This window comes from Marilutibacter chinensis (assembly GCF_021725675.1).
GTDB classification, from domain to species: Bacteria; Pseudomonadota; Gammaproteobacteria; order Xanthomonadales; family Xanthomonadaceae; genus Marilutibacter; species Marilutibacter chinensis.
Genome location: NZ_JAKJPO010000009.1, coordinates 47,523 through 66,313, shown reverse-complemented (window position 1 = coordinate 66,313; position 18,791 = coordinate 47,523). Strand labels below are relative to the sequence as shown.

15 protein-coding genes are annotated in these 18,791 nt (G+C 69.3%); 6 read left to right on the top strand and 9 right to left on the bottom strand.

The genetic code is table 11. The annotated features are described in order from the left end of the window. Window positions 1-304 precede the first annotated feature (304 nt). Window positions 305-763 (top strand): DUF4156 domain-containing protein, encoded by a 459-nt coding sequence (locus tag L3V18_RS13810; protein ID WP_237055807.1) that lies wholly within the window; start codon window positions 305-307, stop codon window positions 761-763. Here L3V18_RS13810 and L3V18_RS13805 read toward each other — a convergent pair. From L3V18_RS13805 to L3V18_RS13790, 4 genes are all read right to left on the bottom strand, one after another. Then, a complete protein-coding gene (locus L3V18_RS13805; RefSeq protein ID WP_237055805.1) occupies window positions 760-1,581 on the bottom strand; it encodes a glycosyltransferase family 2 protein in 822 nt (273 codons plus the stop codon). The genes L3V18_RS13810 and L3V18_RS13805 overlap by 4 nt on opposite strands. After that, window positions 1,574-2,404 (bottom strand): beta-ketoacyl synthase chain length factor, encoded by an 831-nt coding sequence (locus L3V18_RS13800; protein WP_237055803.1) that lies wholly within the window; start codon window positions 2,402-2,404, stop codon window positions 1,574-1,576. Before L3V18_RS13800 ends, L3V18_RS13805 begins: the two co-directional genes overlap by 8 nt. After that, window positions 2,401-3,606: a beta-ketoacyl-[acyl-carrier-protein] synthase family protein gene (locus L3V18_RS13795; protein ID WP_237055801.1), complete on the bottom strand. Its 1,206-nt coding sequence runs from the start codon at window positions 3,604-3,606 to the stop codon at window positions 2,401-2,403. The genes L3V18_RS13800 and L3V18_RS13795 overlap by 4 nt, the downstream gene beginning before the upstream one ends. A gap of 140 nt (window positions 3,607-3,746) precedes the next feature. Continuing rightward, entirely contained in the window at window positions 3,747-5,546 is a 1,800-nt protein-coding gene (locus L3V18_RS13790; protein ID WP_237055800.1) for a DUF885 domain-containing protein, read from the bottom strand. A gap of 218 nt (window positions 5,547-5,764) precedes the next feature. Here L3V18_RS13790 and L3V18_RS13785 point away from each other — a divergent pair, with 218 nt between their 5' ends. Beyond that, window positions 5,765-6,121: a hypothetical protein gene (locus L3V18_RS13785; protein ID WP_237055799.1), complete on the top strand. Its 357-nt coding sequence runs from the start codon at window positions 5,765-5,767 to the stop codon at window positions 6,119-6,121. Here L3V18_RS13785 and L3V18_RS13780 read toward each other — a convergent pair. The 3 genes from L3V18_RS13780 to L3V18_RS13770 all read right to left on the bottom strand — a co-directional run bounded on the left by L3V18_RS13780 (window position 6,118) and on the right by L3V18_RS13770 (window position 10,097). Beyond that, window positions 6,118-6,945 carry a transglutaminase-like domain-containing protein gene (locus L3V18_RS13780; protein ID WP_237055798.1) on the bottom strand — a complete coding sequence of 276 codons (828 nt, stop codon included), beginning with the start codon at window positions 6,943-6,945 and terminating at the stop codon, window positions 6,118-6,120. The two genes, L3V18_RS13785 and L3V18_RS13780, sit on opposite strands and share 4 nt — an antisense overlap. 3 nt (window positions 6,946-6,948) lie before the next feature. Further along, window positions 6,949-9,192 (bottom strand): S9 family peptidase, encoded by a 2,244-nt coding sequence (locus L3V18_RS13775; RefSeq protein WP_237055957.1) that lies wholly within the window; start codon window positions 9,190-9,192, stop codon window positions 6,949-6,951. Between the two features lie 209 nt (window positions 9,193-9,401). Further along, window positions 9,402-10,097: a glutathione binding-like protein gene (locus tag L3V18_RS13770; RefSeq protein WP_237055797.1), complete on the bottom strand. Its 696-nt coding sequence runs from the start codon at window positions 10,095-10,097 to the stop codon at window positions 9,402-9,404. A gap of 158 nt (window positions 10,098-10,255) precedes the next feature. Between L3V18_RS13770 and L3V18_RS13765 the strand changes: the two genes are divergently transcribed. Further along, window positions 10,256-10,867: a TIGR00645 family protein gene (locus tag L3V18_RS13765; protein WP_237055796.1), complete on the top strand. Its 612-nt coding sequence runs from the start codon at window positions 10,256-10,258 to the stop codon at window positions 10,865-10,867. Between the two features lie 54 nt (window positions 10,868-10,921). On the opposite strand, the gene L3V18_RS13760 is transcribed toward L3V18_RS13765, so the two are convergent. Continuing rightward, the gene (locus tag L3V18_RS13760) at window positions 10,922-11,935 is read right to left on the bottom strand and encodes a M61 metallopeptidase family protein (protein ID WP_237055795.1); all 1,014 of its coding nucleotides are present in this window, start codon (window positions 11,933-11,935) and stop codon (window positions 10,922-10,924) included. A 22-nt stretch (window positions 11,936-11,957) separates the two neighbouring features. Between L3V18_RS13760 and uvrD the strand changes: the two genes are divergently transcribed. Together uvrD and L3V18_RS13750 are read left to right on the top strand one after the other, a co-directional pair. Continuing rightward, window positions 11,958-14,153, top strand: a complete 2,196-nt coding sequence (gene uvrD / locus L3V18_RS13755; RefSeq protein ID WP_237055793.1) for a DNA helicase II — start codon at window positions 11,958-11,960, stop codon at window positions 14,151-14,153. A 188-nt stretch (window positions 14,154-14,341) separates the two neighbouring features. Next, window positions 14,342-14,734: an HU family DNA-binding protein gene (locus tag L3V18_RS13750; protein WP_237055790.1), complete on the top strand. Its 393-nt coding sequence runs from the start codon at window positions 14,342-14,344 to the stop codon at window positions 14,732-14,734. 161 nt (window positions 14,735-14,895) lie between these two features. Here the strand turns inward: L3V18_RS13750 and L3V18_RS13745 are convergent, their stop codons facing one another. Then, the gene (locus tag L3V18_RS13745; protein WP_237055788.1) at window positions 14,896-15,186 is read right to left on the bottom strand and encodes a DUF2782 domain-containing protein; all 291 of its coding nucleotides are present in this window, start codon (window positions 15,184-15,186) and stop codon (window positions 14,896-14,898) included. Window positions 15,187-15,331: 145 nt separating this feature from the next. On the opposite strand from L3V18_RS13745, the gene polA reads away from it, so the two are divergent. After that, complete coding sequence (polA, locus tag L3V18_RS13740; protein WP_237055787.1) at window positions 15,332-18,151, top strand: DNA polymerase I; 2,820 nt, start codon at window positions 15,332-15,334, stop codon at window positions 18,149-18,151. Window positions 18,152-18,791 lie beyond the last annotated feature (640 nt).

Sequence of the window (18,791 nt, the reverse complement as noted above, 5' to 3'; positions counted from 1 at the left end):
ACGGCATGGATGCCGTGTCGAAAAATCCTGGAATCCCCGCCGTTCACGATTGAGCTTCGTCGGGAAGGCCCTTGTCTTCTGGTGACTTTTCTTTGGGCCGGCAAAGAAAAGTTACCCGCCCCTGACAGGGCGGAAGTCTTTGATCCTGCTCTTGAATCCACGGTTGGCCATGAGCGGCCGCAGCATGGCCGGCGATGTCCGCCGGAACGGCCGACCTCCCGGTAGCCAGTGTGTGGCACGGTTCACCCGCCACCCCGCGTGCCGGGCGCATACTTCGCCAAATGGCCAATCGAGGAGAACCGCGATGATCCGCGCGAGCGTTGTCGCCGCCACCGCCCTGCTGCTGTCCGCATGCGCGACCTCGCACATGCTGGTCGGACAGCCCCGACCGCCGATCGATGCGTCGCAGGTACGCATCTACCACGCGCCGCCGCCGGGGCGTTACGAGCAGATCGCGGTGATCGAGACCGCCAGCGGGCCGGTCACCTATGGCGAGCAGAACAAGCTCAATGCCGTGCTCAACAACCTGCGCAAGGAGGCCGCCAAGCTCGGCGCCAACGGCGTGCTGCTGCAGGGCACCGGCGACGGTTACGGCGGCACCAGTGTCGGCGTCGGTACCGGGGTCGGCCGCTACGGCGGCCACACCTACAGCAGCGGTGGCATCGGCGTCAGCATCTCGCCGCGGACCAAGCATGCGACCGGCATCGCGATCCATGTGCCGAATCCGCCGCCGGTGAGCACGCCGCCGGCGCCCACGCCCTAGAAGGCCTCTTCCGGCCGCCGGACGTCGCTGTCGGGGTCGTGGATCCGCGGCGGATTGGCACGGGTGCGGCGGTACTCGGCGATCACGTCGCCATGGCGCCAGACCTGGACGACCACGTGCGAGGTGATCCGGTACAGGTCGTGCAGCGGGCGGAAATGACTGCGCCGGAACGCGGGGACCGTCGCCCCCGGAGGCGATGAATCCGGATCGGCACCCAATCCGTAGCGCGACTCCACCGGCACCGAGACCACGCCGACCCCGAGCCGGCGCGCGGCCGAGATCAGGATCTGCGCCTCGAACACGAAGTCCTCGCCGGGCACATCCGCGAGCGTGCACACGGCGGCCGGGTAATAGCGCTGGCCGCTCTGGCTGTCGGCGATGCGGAAGCCGCAGCCCCAAGCGATTCCCCAGTCGCCAAACTCGTTCGCCAGGCGCCGGTAGGCCGGCTGTCGCGCCCGCTTGCGCAGGCGCGCGCCGATCACGATGTCGCCGGGGTGGCGACGCGCGGCATCGAGCAGGCGGGGGATGTCGTCCGCGGCGTGCTGGCCGTCGCCGTCCATGCTCAACACGCCCTCGAAGCCGCTCCGCATCGCCTCGGCAAAACCGTCACGCAGGCTCGCACCCTTGCCCATGCGGTCGGCATGGCGCAGCAGTGTGACCGGCAGATCGGCGACGCATTCGACGGTCGCGTCGTCGGAGCCGTCGTCGACGATGATCACGTTCGGGCACTCGGCGAGTGCGCCTTCGGCCACCTCGCGGATGCGCAACGCCTCGTTCAGCGCCGGGATGACGACGGCGATACGACGCGGATCAGGCATCCACCGACTCCATCGCGGTCGCACCAGGCAGCAGGCGGATCGACAGCACCCGGCCGGCGCCGGCATCGAGCCTGATCGGAACCGAAGCGGTCGTTCCGGGAACGCCGCAGGCCAGCGCGTCGAACAGCGGCAGCATCGGCGCCATCGCGTTGGCCGCAGCATGCCGGGCGAGTGGACCGTCCGGGGGCGACGGCGAGCCGTCGGTCAGCGTGGCCTGCAGCACCGGTCCGGTTTCCGGGCCCTCCTCCGACAGCACCAGCGCGCCGCCGAGCAGGCCGGCACTGCGCGCCTGCTCGCCGATCGGGCCGGATGCATCGGCATCGTAGGCGACCAGCAGTACGGCCTCCTCGCCGGTGGCCAGCTGCGCCAGCGCCTCCACCAGGCCGAGCGCGAAGGTCGCCCTCGCTGCACAGATCGCGGAGGCCGGCTGCATCGCGCCGGTACCGATCGTCCAGTAGCCGGCGGCGGCGTTGTGGACCGAGTTGTGGAAGCGGGTCGGCGACACGGAGCGCGGCTGGGTCGCCAGCGTGCTGCACATGTAGTCGGTGATCGCGAGATCGCCGTAGCTGGAAGCGAACACCGACGGCAGTGTCGCCGGATCGCGGCCGGCAGCGATGCAGGCCGCCAGCCCCGCTTCCAGCGCGATCGCGACGGTCTGCGGCGCGCGCCTGCGCTCGTTGGCGGCCAGCAGCTGCGGCGACGGACGCGCCGGTGCCGATCCAGGCAGCATGCCGGTGCGTGCATACGTGCGCGCGGCCTGCCAGGACGGCAGCCCGTCGGTCCAGAAGCCGATCCCCTCGATGCGGGCGGCCAGTGTCTTCATGCGCGTGCGAACACCAGCGAGGCGTTGTTGCCGCCGAAGCCGAAGGAATTGTTCATCGCGTAGCGGATCGGGCGCTCCACGTTGTTAAAGCGGATCTGTGGGCCGCAGGTCGGATCCGGGCTGTCGCTGTTGAGCGTGCCCGGCAGCAGGCCGCGCTCGAGCGCGAGCAGGGCGAACACCGATTCGACGACGCCGGCCGCGCCCAGCGTGTGTCCGGTCCAGCCCTTGGTCGAGCTCGCATGCAGGGTGTCGGGGAACAGTGCCGCGACGGCGGCGGCCTCGACACGGTCGTTGGCCGGCGTGGCGGTGCCGTGCAGGTTCAGATAGCCGATCTCGCCGGCGTCGATGCCGGCACGGGCGATCGCGTCGTGCATGGCCATGCGTGCGCCCAGGCCGTCGGGATGCGGTGCGGACATGTGGTGTGCGTCGCTGGACTCTCCGTAGCCGCGCAGGCTCAGCGCCGCGGCGTCAGGACCACGTTCGAGCAGGGCGAAGCCGCCGGCCTCGCCCAGCGACAGGCCGTCGCGGTGGAGATCGAACGGCCGGCACGGCGTCGGCGACACCAGCTGCAACGCGTTGAAGCCGAACAGCACGCTGCCGCACAGGGTGTCGACGCCCCCGACCAGCGCGGCGTCGACCAGATCGGCCTGGACCAGCCGCGCGGCCAGCGCGAACACCTTGGCGCTCGAAGAACAGGCGGTGGCGACGGTCAGGCACGGCCCGCGCGCGCCGGTGGCTTCCTGCAGGAACGCGCCCAGCGAATGCGGCGTGTGGATCTGGGGGCGGGCGAGGTCGTCGGGAAAGTGCAGGGCGCCGTCGATGCCGGGTTGCAGCCGCGCATAGGCCTCCTCGCTGGCGCCGATGCTCGCGGTCGAGGTGCCGACCACCAGCGCGACGCGCGCGGGGCCGTGGCGGGCAATCGCCTCCTCGACCGCGGCGGCGACGCCGTCCTGCTGCAGGGTCATCCAGGCGAGCCGGTTGTTGCGGCACTCCCACTGCGCGAGCTGCGCCGGTAGCGGCGCCGATTCCAGGCCATCGACGCGGCCGATCCAGCAGTCCAGCGGCGGCTCGCCAGGGGCGGTGGTGGGGAAGTCGTTGTGGCGCAGCCCACTGCGGCCGGCCGCCAGCGCGTCCGCCTGGGCCCCGCATCCGCGGCCCAATGCCGTGGTGGCGGTGTAGGCGAGGATCGCCAGGGACGGCACGGGGCGTGGATCGGTTCGCAAGGGCGGGGCCGGCGCGGGCATGGAGGACGAGTATAGCGAGCAGTCCCGCAGGCCCTTTACGCCGCCGCAACGGTGCCGTCCCGGCCCCGGCCCCGGCCCCGCTCCGTCGCGGCGCGGGCCTAGCGACTGCTGCGCTGGGCCGGGATGAAGGTCCGGTTGACCGCATCGGCCAGCAGGTCCGGCGGCAGCAGGCCCTGGTCGAGCAGGAAGTTGTTGAAGGCGAGGCGGTCGAAGCGGTCGCCCAGCGCGAGCTCGGTCGCCATCCGCAGCTCGAGGATCCGCGAGTAGCCGTAGAAATAGCTGCCCGCCTGGCCCGGCGCGTTGAAGGTATACCGGTCCAGCTCCTGCTTGGTCATCGCCTCCGACAGCCCGACCTTCTCGCGCAGCACCTCGCCGGCACGCTCGCGGTCGATCAGGCCCAGGTTCAGCATCGGGTCGAGGATCGCGCGCGCGGCGCGCAGCAGGCGGAACTGCAAGGCGATCAGCTGGCCGTCGACCGGCTCGTACGGGACCATCTCGGCCTCCGCGTACAGCGCCCAGCCTTCGACGTTGACCGAGTTGAACGCGAATATCGAGCGCGCCAGCGACACGCCGCGCTCGACCATCGCGGTGAACTGCAGCTCGTGGCCCGGCCGGCCCTCGTGAGCCGACAGCGTCCAGCGCACCGCGTCGAAGTTGAAGTCGTCGTAGGCCAGCCCCTCGCCGTCGGCGGTCGGCACCGTCACCGGTAGCACGAACTGGCCCTGCTGGCCGGTGTTGCCGACCAGCGGTGCGGGCTTGAAGTGCGGCGCCGGCTGGGCGGCGGATTCGGCCTCGGTGCCCAGCCGCATCACCATCGGCCGGTTCGGCACGTCGACGATGCCTTCCCTGCGGATGATCGGGTCGATCGCGTCGATCACCGTGCGATAGCGCGCCTCCAGCTGGTCGTTCGGGATCACGTCCTGCTTCAGCGCATCGATCACCGCCACGTAGTCGCCGGGATCGGCGACCTTCAGGCCGCGCGCCTCCACCACCCGCGGCGCCAGCGCCTGCATCGCGGCGCGGGTCTCCATGAATTCCAGCTGCGCACGCTGGATCAGCACGTTCGGATCGATGTCGATGCCGACCTGCTTGAGGTTGAGCGCGTACAGCTCGGGCGGCAACACGGTGTCGGTGCGCGCTTCCGGCAGCACAGTCTCGCGCATCCAGTCGGCGTAGGCATCGAGCTGGCGTTCCATCTCGTCCAGCGCGGGGCCCGCATCGGCGATTTCGTACTTTGCGAACAGCTTGCGGATGCCTTCGACGTAGGTCTCGCTGTTGCCCAGCGCCTGCTCGACCTCGAGCTTCGTCGGCCGCAGCAGCGTCCCGTCGCCGGTACGTGCGGTGTAGCGCGCCATCGCCTGCTCGGTGATCGGCACGTGGCCTTCGGTCATGCCGACGTAGGCCTTGAGCCGCCCCAGCGCGTGCTGCCGGCGCTCCGGCTGCACCTGATCGGACAGCAGGCTCTGCAGACCGCTGAACTCCAACTGGGCGACGTCGGTCCATGGCAGGGTCAAGGTTTCGTACACGCGCGAGGATTCGGCGGCTTCGTCGGCGGCTTTCACCAGCAGCTCCAGATCCTGGCGGACCTGCGGGTCGCGTTCGAGCCGCAGCTTGCCCTGCAGCTGCGTACGCGCGTCGGCCATCGCCTTGCGGAAGCGCTCGCCGACGTCCGGGCCGAGGTCGGATACCTTCTCGTCGTAGCCCGGGATGCCCATGTACGAGAAGCCCTCAGGGGCGAACCCAGCCTGCGCCCTGACCAGGATCTGCGCCAGTTCGTTGCTGCGCTCAACCCAGGCCGGGCTGGACGGCTGCGCGGCGCCGGCGGGCGCTTGCTGGGCCAGCGCCGGCGACGGGACGGCGAAAGCGAGGGCGATGGCGAGGACGAGGGGCTTGGTCATGTCGGTTCCATTGACGGTCGGGGTGGCCATCATCGATCCGCCCCGCGGAGGAAACCAAGCGACAAAAGTACCGGGCCGCCCCGGTGCGTGCTAGAACCGTCGACAGACAGAAGGGGAGCCCGATCATGGCGAAGTTTCCGAGGATCGACAGGCCCTGTCCGTTGTCGCGGCAGGAGCAGGAAGGAATAGGTGGGCATTGCGGTCACTGCGGATCGCGGATGCATTCGCTCGACGGTCTCGATGAAGCGGGCCGTCGTGCGTTGCTGTCACGTCAGCAAGGACCGGTCTGCATCGCCTATCGGGTGCCGCGCCGCACGGCAGGCCTCGCCGCGATCGCGCTGACCCTGGTCGCGGGCACGGCGATGGCCGGCGAGCAGCACCCAGCGCTGACCTTGCCGGCGGTACCCAGCGCGGCCAGTTCCCCGGTCGAGCCGAATGGGGAGGCGGTACAGTCGCTCGAGCTGGAGTACATCCTGGTCGGGGGAGTCGATGATCCGGGCGATGTCGACTGGGTCGACGACAGCGATTTGCCGGAGCTGCCGATGATCGATCCGACGCCGGAGACGACCGGCTAGTCCGCCGTCGCCGGCCGCGCGCGGACGCCGGTGGCATCCACGATCCGCAGTGCGCGTAATGACGCGATGATCCGCGGGAAGTCGGCCGGGGTACCGTCGCCGATGTGCACCGCGATGTGGCCGGCATCGAAACCCGACAGGCCGGCGTCGTAGCTGCGCCAGCGCTCGCCATCCCAAGCCTGCACCCAGACGTGCGGGCTGAACACGTGCGAGCGGCCGGTGAAGCGGCTGGAGTAGGCCAGTCCCGATGCGACCCGTGTCGGGATGCCGCGGGCGCGCGCCAGCGCCGCCAGCAGCAGTGCGGCCTCGGTGCAGTCGCCGCTGCGCTTTTCCCACGCGGTCGCGGCCGAGTCGTAGTGGCGGAAGTCGATGCCCGCGTCCAGGTGACGGCGGACCGCATCGGCCAGCCGCTTCATCCGTTGCTCGACGCTGCGGCCGCGGTCGTTGCGTGCGGCGAAACGGCGCAGTCGCGGATCCTCGCTCTCAATCCAGGCATTGGCACGGGTGTAGCCGGCCAGTACCCGCGGCGTCGGTGCAGCTTCCCGCCCGCAGTCGACACAGACGATCAACTCGTGTCCGGTACCGTCGGTGCCTCCGATTCGCTGTTCGCCGGTTTCCGGCAGGTCGCCATCAATGCCGTCGAAGGCGATCCGGTAGCGGATCTGACCGGCCAGTGCGGCCGCCCCGATCTTGTACGGCGAGGCCACGCTCAAGGCCTGCGCCCAGCGACGGGCTTCCTGATCGGTCGCGATCGGCTGAGTTGCGGCGGTATCGATGGACGTCAGCAGCAGCGCCAGTCCCAGCGGCCATGAGCGCGGGCGCAAGGCCTACTCCGACGGCTTCAGGCAGTGGGCGAAGAAGTCTTCGGTGATCCGCAGCCGGTGCAGCAGGTCGGCACCCTTCAAGCCGTGCTTGGCGCCCGGATAGGTCATCATCTCGAACGGCTGTCCGCGCTGCTGCAAGGCGCTCATCAGTGCGGTGGAGTTGCTGAACAGCACGTTGTCGTCGGCCATGCCGTGGATCAGCAGCAGCGGAGCTGCCTGTTCGCCGACCAGTCCGTCGATGTGTTCGATCACGCGCGCCTCGCGGTAGCCGTCCGGGTTGGCGTCGGGCAGGTTCATGTAGCGCTCGGTGTAGTGGGTGTCGTACAGCGCCCAGTCGGTGACCGGCGCACCGGCAACGCCGCAGGCGTAATGTTCGGATGCCTTGGCCAGCAGCATCAGGGTCATGTAGCCGCCATTGGACCAGCCGTGGACGCCGATGCGGTCGCCGTCGACCCACGGCTGCGTCTTCAGCCATTCCACGCCGGCGACCTGGTCCTCGACTTCGACCGTGCCCTGGCGGCCGTACAGCGCGCCGCCGAAGGCCGCGCCGCGACGCGGGGTGCCGCGGTTGTCGATCGAGAACACCACGTAGCCGTGCTGGGCCAGATACTGGTTGAAGTCCGGCGCCCAGATCCGCTTGACCGTCTGCGCGGCCGGGCCGCCATAGACGAAGACCACGACCGGATGGCGTCGGCCCGGGTCGAAGCCGGCCGGCTTGAGCACGCTGTAGTGCAGGGTGGTCTTGCCGTCGGCGGCGGTCAGGGTGCCGTACTCGATCGGCCGGTGCGCGGCGCGGTACGGCGCGTACGGGTGGTCGGCGTCGTCGAGGTCGTTCGCGACCAGGTCGGCGATGCGGGTGCCGTCGTTGCGGTGCAGGCTCAGCTGCGGCGGCGTGGTCGGGTTCGACCAGTTGTCGACGTAGACGCTGGCGTTCTTCGCGAAGGTCGCCGAATGCCAGCCCTCGACATCGGACAGGCGTTCGATCGCGCCGCCGGCCAGCGGCACGCGGTAGACCGCGCTCTCGGTCGGCGAGTCCTTGCCGGCAGCGAAGTAGACCAGGCCGGCCGTCTCGTCGACCGACAGCACGCTGTCGATCGCCCAGTCGCCGGAGGTCAGCGCGACGGCGTCGCCGCCGGTACCGATCAGGTAGAGGTGCTCGTAACCGCTGCGTTCGCTCGACCACAGCAGCCGGCCGTCGTCGAGGAAGCGCAGGTTGTCGTGCAGCGGCACCCAGGTCTTCGAGGTCTCTGTGACCAGCACGCGTTCGCGGCCGCTGTCGAGGTCGACCTCGACCAGTTCCAGCGTCTTCTGGTCGCGCGACTGGCGCTGGAAACCCAGGTGACGGGCATCGCGCCAGTCGACCCGGGCGAGATAGATGTCCGGATCGGCACCGAGGTCGATCCAGCGCGGCGCGGTGCCGGCCTTCGGCGCGATCACGCCGAGCTGGACCAGCACGTTGGGATCGCCGGCCGCGGGGTAGCGCTGCTCGACGACCTCGGTGCGGTCCGGGTAGACCTCGTAGCGCTTCTGCACCGGTACCGGCGATTCGTCGATGCGCGCGAACGCGATCGCCGAGTCGTCCGGCGCCCACCAGTAGCCGGTATGGCGGGCCATTTCCTCGTCGGCGACGAACTCGGCGACGCCGTTGCCGATGACGTCACTGCCGTCGCGGGTCAGCTGCGCGGCCTTGCCGCTGGCCAGGTCGATCACCCACAGGTTGCGGTCGCGGATGAAGCTGACGTAGCCGCCCTTCGGCGAGATCTTCGGATCGGTCGCAAAACCCTCGCCGCGGGTCAGCTGGCGCACCGCGTCCTTGCCGGAACCGCTCGCGGCGGCGGCCAGGTCGTACAGATACAGTTCGCCGCCGAGCGGAAACAGCAGCTGGCGGCCGTCGGGCGACCACTGGTAGTCGACGATGCCGCTCAGCGCGGCGATGCGCTGCCGCTCGCGGCGGGCCTTCTCCTCGTCGCTGAGCACCTCCTGCCCCGGCGGCAGCACGTCGTCGGCATCGACCAGGCGCACGGTCTCGCCGCTGGCGATGTCGTAGGCCCACAGATCGAGGCGGTTGCGGTCGTCGGGCTTGCCGCGCAGGAAAGTCACCTTCGAGCCGTCCGGTGCGATCTTCGGCTTGGTCAGGCTCGGCCCGGACAGCGGCGCGTCGCCGGCCAGCGCCTCCAGGGTCAGCTTCTGCGGTGCGGCGGCGGATGTCCGGGCGGCAGCGGGGGACGTGGCGGCGGACAGGGTCATGGCGAGCAGGCAGCCTGCGAGCGTCTTGTTCATGCGGCGTGGTATCGGGCTTCGGTTATACGGAGGCGACGATGGCTGTCGCGTGAGGGCTGGTCGTGATCGCGCTTCTATTCGGCAGGAGCGCCGCATGAGCGGCGTAAGCCGCGATCGGACCTTTCCTTGAAAGCTTCATCGCGGCTTACGCCGCTCCTAGGGGACGGAAAATAGGCTCAGTCCGGCTTCGACGGCGTGCCGAACAGATTGCGCCGCATTTCCTCTGTCATCTCGCGCTGTACCCGGTGGCGGTCGGCGACGGCGTAGGCGCGGGCGGTCGCCGGGCGTTCGGCGATCGCGGCGCGCCAGCGGCGCAGGTTCGGATAGCCGGACAGGTCCATCGGCGCCTTGTCGTAAGGGTCGATCCACGGATAGCAGGCCATGTCGGCGATGGTGTACTGGGTGCCGGCGAGGAAGTCGCGGCCGTCCAGGCGCTTGTCGAGCACGCCGAGCAGGCGCGCGGCCTCGCGCGCGTAGCGGTCGCGGGCGTAGGCGATCGGTTCGGGCGCGTAGACGTGGAAATGCCCGTACTGGCCGGTCATCGGGCCGAGTCCGCCCATCTGCCACATCAGCCACTGGTTGACCTCGATTTTCTGGCGCACGTCGGCGCCGAAGAACTTTCCGGTCTTGTTGGCCAGGTAGACCAGGATCGCGCCGGACTCGAACACGGTGATCGGCAGGCCGCCGTCGGCCGGCGCGTTGTCGACGATCGCAGGCATCTTGTTGTTCGGCGATATCGCGAGGAACTCGGGCTTGAACTGGTCGCCGGCACCGATGTCGACCGGATGCACGGTGTAGTCGAGGCCTGCTTCCTCGAGGAACAGGGTGATCTTGTGACCGTTCGGCGTCGGCCAGTAGTACAGGTCGATCATGGCGGCTCCGTTGACCGTGGGACGCATGCGTGGGAAGGCTGCAGTGTACGGTGCCGGCGCGACCGGCTCGACCCGCGCACCGCACCGGCTCCAGCGCCCTCTTGAGACGGTCATCACGGCTGGCTACCCTGCGCCGACCTCAACCGACCGTGATCCGCATGTCCGAATCGCCACCTGTACGCCCGGGAACGCCGCGCCTGGGCCCGCTGCCGTACCTGATCTTCTCCTCGCGCTGGCTGCAGCTGCCGCTGTATCTGGGCCTGATCGTCGCCCAGGGCGTCTATGTGTTCCTGTTCCTGAAGGAGCTGTGGCACCTGATCCACGACGCCGGCCACCTCACCGAGCAGGGCATCATGCTCATCGTGCTCGGCCTGATCGACGTGGTGATGATCTCCAATCTCCTGGTGATGGTGATCGTCGGCGGCTACGAGACCTTCGTCTCGCGCCTGAACCTGCAGGGGCACCCGGACCAGCCCGAGTGGCTCAGCCACGTCAACGCCAGCGTGCTGAAGGTCAAGCTGGCGATGGCGATCATCGGCATCTCGTCGATCCATCTGCTGAAGACCTTCATCGAAGCCGGTTCGCTGGGCCTGCCGCTGTGCGGCCCCGAAGTCACGGCCGGCGTGCTGTGCACCAAGGCGACCCCGATCGGGGTGATGTGGCAGACCATCATCCATTGCGTATTCATCCTGTCGGCGATCGGCATTGCCTATACCGACAGGCTGATGGCCACGGTGACCAAGTCGCACAAGCCCGCCGCGCCGCACTGAGGGCGCCACCCGCGTCCGCAGGGCCCGCGCCATGGAGGCGCGGGCCCTATCGTATCAACGTGCCGGTGCGGCCATGATCCGCGCGCGCAGCGCAGCACCGGCGGGATCGAAATGCAGGCCGTCCGCACCCCGGCGCAGACCCAGGCGAAGATAGGCCTCGCCCAGGTCCGGGAATGCGCGTGACGCGGCGTAGCGCCTGAACCGTGCCGCGAACACCTCCCGTCCGGCGACCCGGTCGAGCGCGGCGACGAAGCCTTCCGCATCGCCGAAGCGTGCGCCGGCGAGGCAGCATTCGGCATAGCCGGCCAGCACCTCGTCCAGCGAAGAGCCCCGCGCGCGCAACGCGAGATCGGCTTCCAGCCAGTACGCCGCGCCGGCCCAGTACACCCGCATTGTCTCGCCCCGCCGTGCCTGCGCCAGCGGACGGTCGCGGGTGTCGCGACGACCTCGACCGAAGCCGGCGTCGAGCGCGCGCCAGGCGGCGTTGCCGCTCATCAGGCCGGCGCGCGCGCGCACCACGTTCTGGTAGTAGCTCGCCAGGCCCTCGGCCAGCCAGCGGCCTTCGCGGCCGAGGTAGGGGTGGTACAGGTGAACCAGTTCGTGCGCGGCGGTCCAGTCGTCGCGCAACTCGCCGATGCCGGCGTCGCGTCGAACGAACAGCAGCACCGCGACCCGTTCGCCGCGGCGCGAGGTCTGTCCCCACGGAACCGGGCTGCCGCCGCCGGCCTGGCCGGCTTCCACCTGGGTGATGCGGATCACGGAGCGGGCCAGAGGCCATGTGCCGAACGTCGCCTCCACCGCATGGGCGACCTCGCCGATCCAGGTTTCCAGCGCTTCGGCACGAGCCGGCGTCGCATCGACGATGTCGACCTCGACGCGTGCATCGCCGAGCGTCAGCGTACGCACGGTCTGCTGCACCTGCGCCACGTCCGCCGCATCGTCGGAGCCGGCGGCTGCGCCGACGCCGGACGCGGCCAGCAGCAGGAGCGCGAGCGTCGTCCGCCATGATCTGCGCCCGCGGGCGCGGGCCGGTGACGACATGCCGGACGGGGCCGCGGGAGCGTCCATGTCCGCAGCGTACAATGACGGAATGGATGTTTCCCACCTGCTCGACGGGCTGAACCCGGCCCAGCGCGAGGCCGTCAGCGCGCCTCCCGGTCACTACCTGGTCCTCGCAGGCGCCGGTTCCGGCAAGACCCGCGTCCTGACCCACCGCATCGCCTGGCTCAACGAAGTGTTCGGGGTGCCGACCTACGGCATTCTCGCGGTGACCTTCACCAACAAGGCCGCCGGCGAGATGCGCGCGCGCGTCGACGCCCAGCTCGCGCACGGTGCGCGCGGCATGTGGATCGGCACCTTCCACGGCCTGGCCCATCGTCTGCTGCGCCTGCACTGGCAGGAGGCGAAGCTGCCCGAAGGCTTCCAGGTGCTGGATTCGGACGACCAGCAGCGCCTGGTCAAGCGCGTCGTGCAGTCGCTGGAGATCGACGACAGCCGTTTTCCGCCACGCCAGATCGCATGGTGGATCAATGCGCAGAAGGACGAGGGGCGTCGTCCGCAACACCTGCAGGGCGGCCAGGACGAGTGGACCGACGTGATGCGCAAGGTCTACGCCGCCTACCAGGAACGCTGCGACCGCGCCGGCCTGGTCGACTTCGCCGAACTGCTGCTGCGCGCGCACGAGCTGCTGCGCGACAACCCGGCGCTGCTCGCGCACTACCGCCACCGCTTCCGCCAGATCCTGGTCGACGAGTTCCAGGACACCAACGCGATCCAGTACGCCTTCGTGCGCGTGCTCGCCGGCGAGGAAGGCCAGGTGTTCGTGGTCGGCGACGACGACCAGTCGATCTATGGCTGGCGCGGCGCCAAGGTCGAGAACATGCAGCGCTTCCTCAAGGACTTCGGGCCCAATGACGGCCGCGGTGCGCAGACCATCCGCCTGGAGCAGAACTATCGCTCCAGCGCCAACATCCTGGACGCCGCCAATGCGGTGATCGCGCACAACCCCGACCGGCTCGGCAAGAAACTGTGGACCGATACCGGCGAGGGCGAGCCGATCGACCTGTATGCCGCCTACAACGAGATCGACGAGGCGCGCTTCGTCGTCGAGCGGATCCGGCAGTGGGTCCGCGACGGCGGCAGCCACGGCGAGATCGCGGTGCTCTACCGCAGCAATGCGCAGTCGCGGGTGTTCGAAGAGGCATTGCTGGCCGAGCAGGTGCCATACCGCGTCTACGGCGGCTTGCGCTTCTTCGAGCGCGCCGAGATCAAGGACACCCTGGCCTACCTGCGGCTGGTCGCCAACCGCGGCGACGACGCCGCGTTCGAGCGCTCGGTCAACACGCCGGCGCGCGGCATCGGCGAGCGCACCCTCGACGAGGTCCGTCGCCGCGCCCGCGCCGACCGCATCCCGTTGTGGGACGCGGCGCAACGGATCACCGTCGAGACCGGCCTGGCCGCGCGTGCGCGCAATGCGCTGGCCGGCTTCGTCCAGCTGATCGACAGCCTCGAGCGCGAACTCGCGGAGATGCCGCTGCCGGAGAAGATCGATCACGTGCTCGCGCGCTCGGGCCTGCGCGAGTTCTATGCCAACGAATCGCGCGGGCAGCTGGACTCGCGCACCGACAATCTCGACGAACTGGTGTCGGTCGCCTCGCGCTTCAGCCGTATCGACGAGGAGGAGGCCGAGGCGATGCCGGAACTGGTCGCCTTCCTCAGCTACGCCTCGCTGGAGGCCGGCGAGGGCCAGGCCCAGGCCGGAGAGGACGGTGTGCAGCTGATGACCCTGCACAGCGCCAAGGGCCTGGAATTTCCGCTGGTGTTCCTCGGCGGCCTCGAGGAGGGGCTGTTTCCGAGCGGCAAGTCGACCGAGGAGCACGGCCGCCTGGAAGAGGAACGCCGGCTCGCCTACGTCGGCATCACCCGCGCGCGCCAGAAGCTGGTGCTCAGCTATGCCGAGAGCCGTCGCATCCACGGGATGGACATGTACGGAATGCCGTCGCGCTTCCTGCGCGAGATCCCGCCGGCGCTGCTGCACGAGGTGCGGCCGAAGGTGCAGGTCTCGCGGCCGATGGCCGGCGCCGCGCGCAGGAACGCGCCGGGCGGCCATGCCGCGATCGAGTCGCCATCGATTCCGCTCGGCGTCGCGGTCACCCATCCGAAGTTCGGCCTGGGCACGGTGACCGACTACGAGGGCAGTGGCGCCCACGCCCGGGTCCAGGTCAACTTCGAGGAGGCCGGCAGCAAGTGGCTGGTGCTCGCCTACGCCAACCTGCAGCCGGCCTGATCGCGTGATCGATGGGTGAAATCCCCCGGTCTGCGCGGGGTTTTTTCGACTTTTTCGTGTTTCGACCCTGTTTTCAGCCATTTTCGGCCCTCGACCGCTTGGCGAAGTCGCGGCCATGCCCTACATTCCGAGTGCCGGCTCTGCAGGCACATACCAGAAACCCAACGAGGACCCATCAGGGGACACGCATGGCCACCAAGAAAACCGCAAAGAAAGCTGCAAAGAAAGCTGCACCGAAGAAGACCGCCGCCAAGCCGGCCGCGCCGAAGCCGATCAAGGAAGTCCTGAGCAAGTCGGGCCTGGTCGCGCACATCGCCGAGGTCAGCGGTGTGGCCGCCAAGGACGTCCGCGCCGTGTTCGCGTCGCTGGAGAATGCCGTGCATGGTTCGATCAGCAAGAAGGGCGCCGGTGCGTTCACCCTGCCGGGTCTGCTGAAGATCACCGCGGTCAAGGTGCCGGCCAAGCCGAAGCGCAAGGGCATCAACCCGTTCACAAAGGAAGAGCAGTGGTTCGCCGCCAAGCCGGCCACCGTCAAGGTGAAGGTGCGTCCGCTGAAGAAGCTCAAGGACGCCGCGCTGTAAGGCGTCGTTCCGGGTCGCCGGTCATGCCGGCGGCCGCATGAAAGAATGCCGGCGTTTCGCGTCGGCATTTTTTTTGTGGGCAGGGTGCCATGGTCGCGGCGCGAGGACGTCGCCGCTCACGGCCGGTGGCCCGTGGTTCCGCGCCCGGGGTGCCACCGCACTCAATCCCATTCGAACAGCTTCCACAGCACCGGCGAGACCGGCGCACCGTCGTCGGGGCGGCCGTCGCCGTCGCGGTCCTGCAGGTAGTAGACCGGGCCGCGGGCCGGGGTGACCTTGACCACGTGCAGGCGACCGTTGACGCGGTACTCCTCGATGACGTCGCCGTTGGGCTGCTCGCTGCGGATCACCTGCGGGTTGACCAGGCCGGCGGTCGGGTCGTCGGCGGCGGGGCCGGTGCTGGCGCAGGCGACCAGCGACAGGGCGAGAAGGAGGGGCAGGGCGGGGCGCATGGCGGGCTCCTGGTGCGTTGCCTGGATTGCGGACGGGACTGCTCCACGCCCGGATGACGGTTGCAGCCAGCATACGCCGCCCGATGCGCGGACGCAGTGACGTCGTCGACGGAGGCCGCGGCAACTGCAGCGTAGAATCGACGCCATGAACGACACTGCCCGCCGCCTCGTCCTGATCGACGGATCGAGCTATCTCTACCGTGCCTTCCACGCATTGCCACCGCTGAGCAACGACGACGGCGAGCCGACCGGCGCACTGTTCGGCGTGGTCAACATGCTGCGCGCGACGCTGAAGGAGAAGCCCGACTACGTCGCCTTCGTCGTGGACGCCCCCGGCAAGACCTTCCGCGACGAGCTGTATCCCGAGTACAAGGCCAACCGTCCGCCGATGCCGGACGAGCTGCGTGCGCAGGTGCAGCCGATGTGCGACATCGTCGAGGCCCTCGGCATGCCGATCCTGCGCGTACCCGGCGTCGAGGCCGACGACGTGATCGGCACCCTCGCGGTGCAGGCGGCGGCCGAGGGCATCGGGGTCACCATCTCCACCAGCGACAAGGACTTCGCCCAGCTCGTGCACGCGCGCGGGGACGGCGGCGGCATCGCGCTGGTGAACACCATGAGCGGCAGCCGGATGGATTCCGAGCAGGCGGTGGTCGAGAAGTTCGGCGTCCGCCCCGGCCAGATCGTCGACTATCTCGCGTTGATGGGCGACACGGTCGACAACGTGCCCGGCGTGCGCAAGTGCGGACCGAAGACCGCGGCCAAGTGGCTGGCCGAGTACGAGACTCTCGACGGGGTGATCGCGCACGCCGATGCGATCAAGGGCAAGATCGGCGACAACCTGCGCGAGGCGCTGGATCGGCTGCCGTTGAACCGCACCCTGGTCACGATCAGGACCGATGTCGACCTGGAGCAGACGCCGACCGCGCTGTCGCTGCGCGAAGCCCATACCGACACCCTCCGCGCGCTGTACACGCGCTACGGCTTCAAGCAGGCGCTGAAGGAGCTCGACGGGGGGGCCGGTACCGTATCCGGCACGGAGCAGGCGCGTGCCGAGCAGGCCGGCATGCGCAACACCGCGGCCGGCTACGCGAAGGCGTCCGTGACCGTCGACGGGGACGCGGACCCGGCGCTCGCCGCCGCCGGCGTGTACGAATGCGTGACCACCCATGCGCAGCTCGACGACTGGATCGGACGGCTGCGGGCCGCGGACGAGTTCGCGTTCGACTGCGAGACCGACTCGCTCGATCCGATGCGCGCCAACCTGGTCGGACTGAGCTTCTCGACCCAGCCCGGTGCCGCCTGCTACATCCCGCTCGCGCACGACTATCCGGGCGCACCGGCGCAGCTCGACCGCACCGTGGTGCTCGATGCGCTGCGGCCGCTGCTGTCGGACCCGGGCCGGCGCAAGCTCGGCCAGCACGGCAAGTACGACCTGCACGTGCTGCGCCGCCACGGCATCGAGGTGCACGGCTACGCCGACGACACCATGCTGGAGAGCTTCGTCTACAACGCCACCGCGACCCGACACGACATGGATTCGCTGGCGAGGCGCTACCTTGGCTACGAGACGGTCAAGTACGCCGACGTCGCCGGCAAGGGCGCCAAGGCGATCCCGTTCTCGCAGGTCGCGCTCGACGACGCCACCCGCTATGCCGCCGAGGATGCCGACGTGACCCTGCGCCTGCACCGCGTGCTGGCGCCGAAGCTGGCCGCGGTGCCGTCACTTGAGCGCGTCTATCGCGAGATCGAGATGCCGCTGGTCAAGGTGCTCGAGCGGATCGAGGCCAACGGCGTGATGATCGACGGCGACGAACTGCGCCGGCAGTCGGCCGATCTGGGCAAGCGCATGCTCGCCGCGCAACGCAAGGCGACCGGACTGGCCGGCCGCAGCTTCAACCTCGACTCGCCCAGGCAGCTCGGCGCACTGCTGTTCGACGAACTCAAGCTGCCGGCGCTGGTGAAGACGCCCAAGGGCCAGCCGAGCACCAACGAGGAGGCGCTGGAGGCGATCGCCGACCAGCACGAGCTGCCGCGGGTGATCCTGGAGTATCGCGGTCTGGCCAAGCTGCGCAGTACCTACACCGACAAGCTGTCGGAGATGGTCAATCCCGATACCGGCCGCGTGCACACCAGCTATCACCAGGCCGGCGCCGCGACCGGCCGGCTCGCCTCCAGCGATCCGAACCTGCAGAACATCCCGATCCGCACCGAAGACGGCCGTCGTATCCGCACCGCCTTCGTCGCCCCACCGGGACGCAGGATCGTCGCCTGCGACTACTCGCAGATCGAGCTGCGGATCATGGCCCACCTGTCCGGCGACGAAGGTCTGGTCAATGCGTTCGCCTCCGGTGCCGACATCCACCGCGCGACCGCCGCCGAGGTGTTCGGCAAGGCGATCGGCGACGTCGACGCCAACGAGCGGCGCGCGGCCAAGGCGATCAACTTCGGCCTGATGTACGGCATGAGCGCGTTCGGCCTGGCCAGGCAGCTCGGCGTGTCGCGAGGCGAGGCGCAGGACTACATCGCGCTGTACTTCAGCCGCTATCCGGGCGTGCGCGATTTCATGGAGCGCACCCGCGAACAGGCACGCGAGCGGGGCTATGTCGAGACCGTGTTCGGACGCCGCCTGTATCTGGAGCACATCCATGCCCGCAACCAGGGACTGCGGGCGGGCGCCGAACGCGCCGCGATCAATGCACCGATGCAGGGCACGGCGGCCGACATCATCAAGCGGGCGATGATCGACGTCGACCGCTGGCTGGCCGGGCACCGCGACGGCAGCGGCCGGGCGCCGGCGCTGATGATCCTGCAGGTGCACGACGAACTGGTGTTCGAGGCCGAGGCCAACTTCGTTGAAACGCTGGTCGCCGAGGTTTCCGGCCGCATGGCGGCGGCGGCCGAGCTGAGGGTGCCGCTGGTCGTCGATTGCGGAGTCGGCGACAACTGGGAAGAAGCCCATTGATGTGCCGGTTTTGGCGGCACGTTCGCCGGAGTTATTTCGGTGAATCGAGCCTGAATCCAACAATTTATTAACCCCGATCTTCACGAACCATCAATGCGGAAAGTGGTCATATAGATCGCGACAGGTGCAACGCCTGTCGCTGATCTCTCCCCTCCCCTGGAGTGATCCCCCGGAACGGAGCACCCCTCCCCAGGTCCCGTTCCACCAGCCCCGCCGGCCCCCCCTGCCCGCGGGGCTTTTTATTGCCCGCGTTCTGGCGCGTGGTTTCCTCGCCGATGCCCTGGCGGCCGGGCACGGCGCCGTTCCGGCCGCGTCCTACCTGCGGGCCGCGGGTCTGTGGTTCCCGGGACGGCCTGGTCCCTGCGCGAACGTGCGATCGGGCAACCGGCTTCGGACCAGCGAGGGAGGCGGCTGGAAGGGGCTGCACGCCCTTGCCGGGGGCGGTGGCCCGGGACCGGGTGTCTCATTGTCCGGCGGAGATGGGAGCATGCGGCGGGATGTGCGTCCGACGTCAGGCGCGCGCTGTCAGCGCCGTGACGAGCCGCAGAGGAATCCGGTCGTGTCGTGGCGGCGTCGTCCCGAACGAACCGTTTCGCGGCTGGCCGGTCGTCCTGGCACGAACGGCACCTGAAGCCTGGCG

Coding starts and splice junctions, on each gene's coding strand:
- L3V18_RS13810 (WP_237055807.1), top strand. CDS start 305: ATGATCCGCGCGAGCGTTGTCGCCGCCACCGCCCTGCTGCTGTCCGCA.
- L3V18_RS13805 (WP_237055805.1), bottom strand. CDS start 1,581: ATGCCTGATCCGCGTCGTATCGCCGTCGTCATCCCGGCGCTGAACGAG.
- L3V18_RS13800 (WP_237055803.1), bottom strand. CDS start 2,404: ATGAAGACACTGGCCGCCCGCATCGAGGGGATCGGCTTCTGGACCGAC.
- L3V18_RS13790 (WP_237055800.1), bottom strand. CDS start 5,546: ATGACCAAGCCCCTCGTCCTCGCCATCGCCCTCGCTTTCGCCGTCCCG.
- L3V18_RS13785 (WP_237055799.1), top strand. CDS start 5,765: ATGCATTCGCTCGACGGTCTCGATGAAGCGGGCCGTCGTGCGTTGCTG.
- L3V18_RS13775 (WP_237055957.1), bottom strand. CDS start 9,192: ATGACCCTGTCCGCCGCCACGTCCCCCGCTGCCGCCCGGACATCCGCC.
- L3V18_RS13770 (WP_237055797.1), bottom strand. CDS start 10,097: ATGATCGACCTGTACTACTGGCCGACGCCGAACGGTCACAAGATCACC.
- L3V18_RS13765 (WP_237055796.1), top strand. CDS start 10,256: ATGTCCGAATCGCCACCTGTACGCCCGGGAACGCCGCGCCTGGGCCCG.
- L3V18_RS13760 (WP_237055795.1), bottom strand. CDS start 11,935: ATGGACGCTCCCGCGGCCCCGTCCGGCATGTCGTCACCGGCCCGCGCC.
- uvrD (WP_237055793.1), top strand. CDS start 11,958: ATGGATGTTTCCCACCTGCTCGACGGGCTGAACCCGGCCCAGCGCGAG.
- L3V18_RS13750 (WP_237055790.1), top strand. CDS start 14,342: ATGGCCACCAAGAAAACCGCAAAGAAAGCTGCAAAGAAAGCTGCACCG.
- L3V18_RS13745 (WP_237055788.1), bottom strand. CDS start 15,186: ATGCGCCCCGCCCTGCCCCTCCTTCTCGCCCTGTCGCTGGTCGCCTGC.
- polA (WP_237055787.1), top strand. CDS start 15,332: ATGAACGACACTGCCCGCCGCCTCGTCCTGATCGACGGATCGAGCTAT.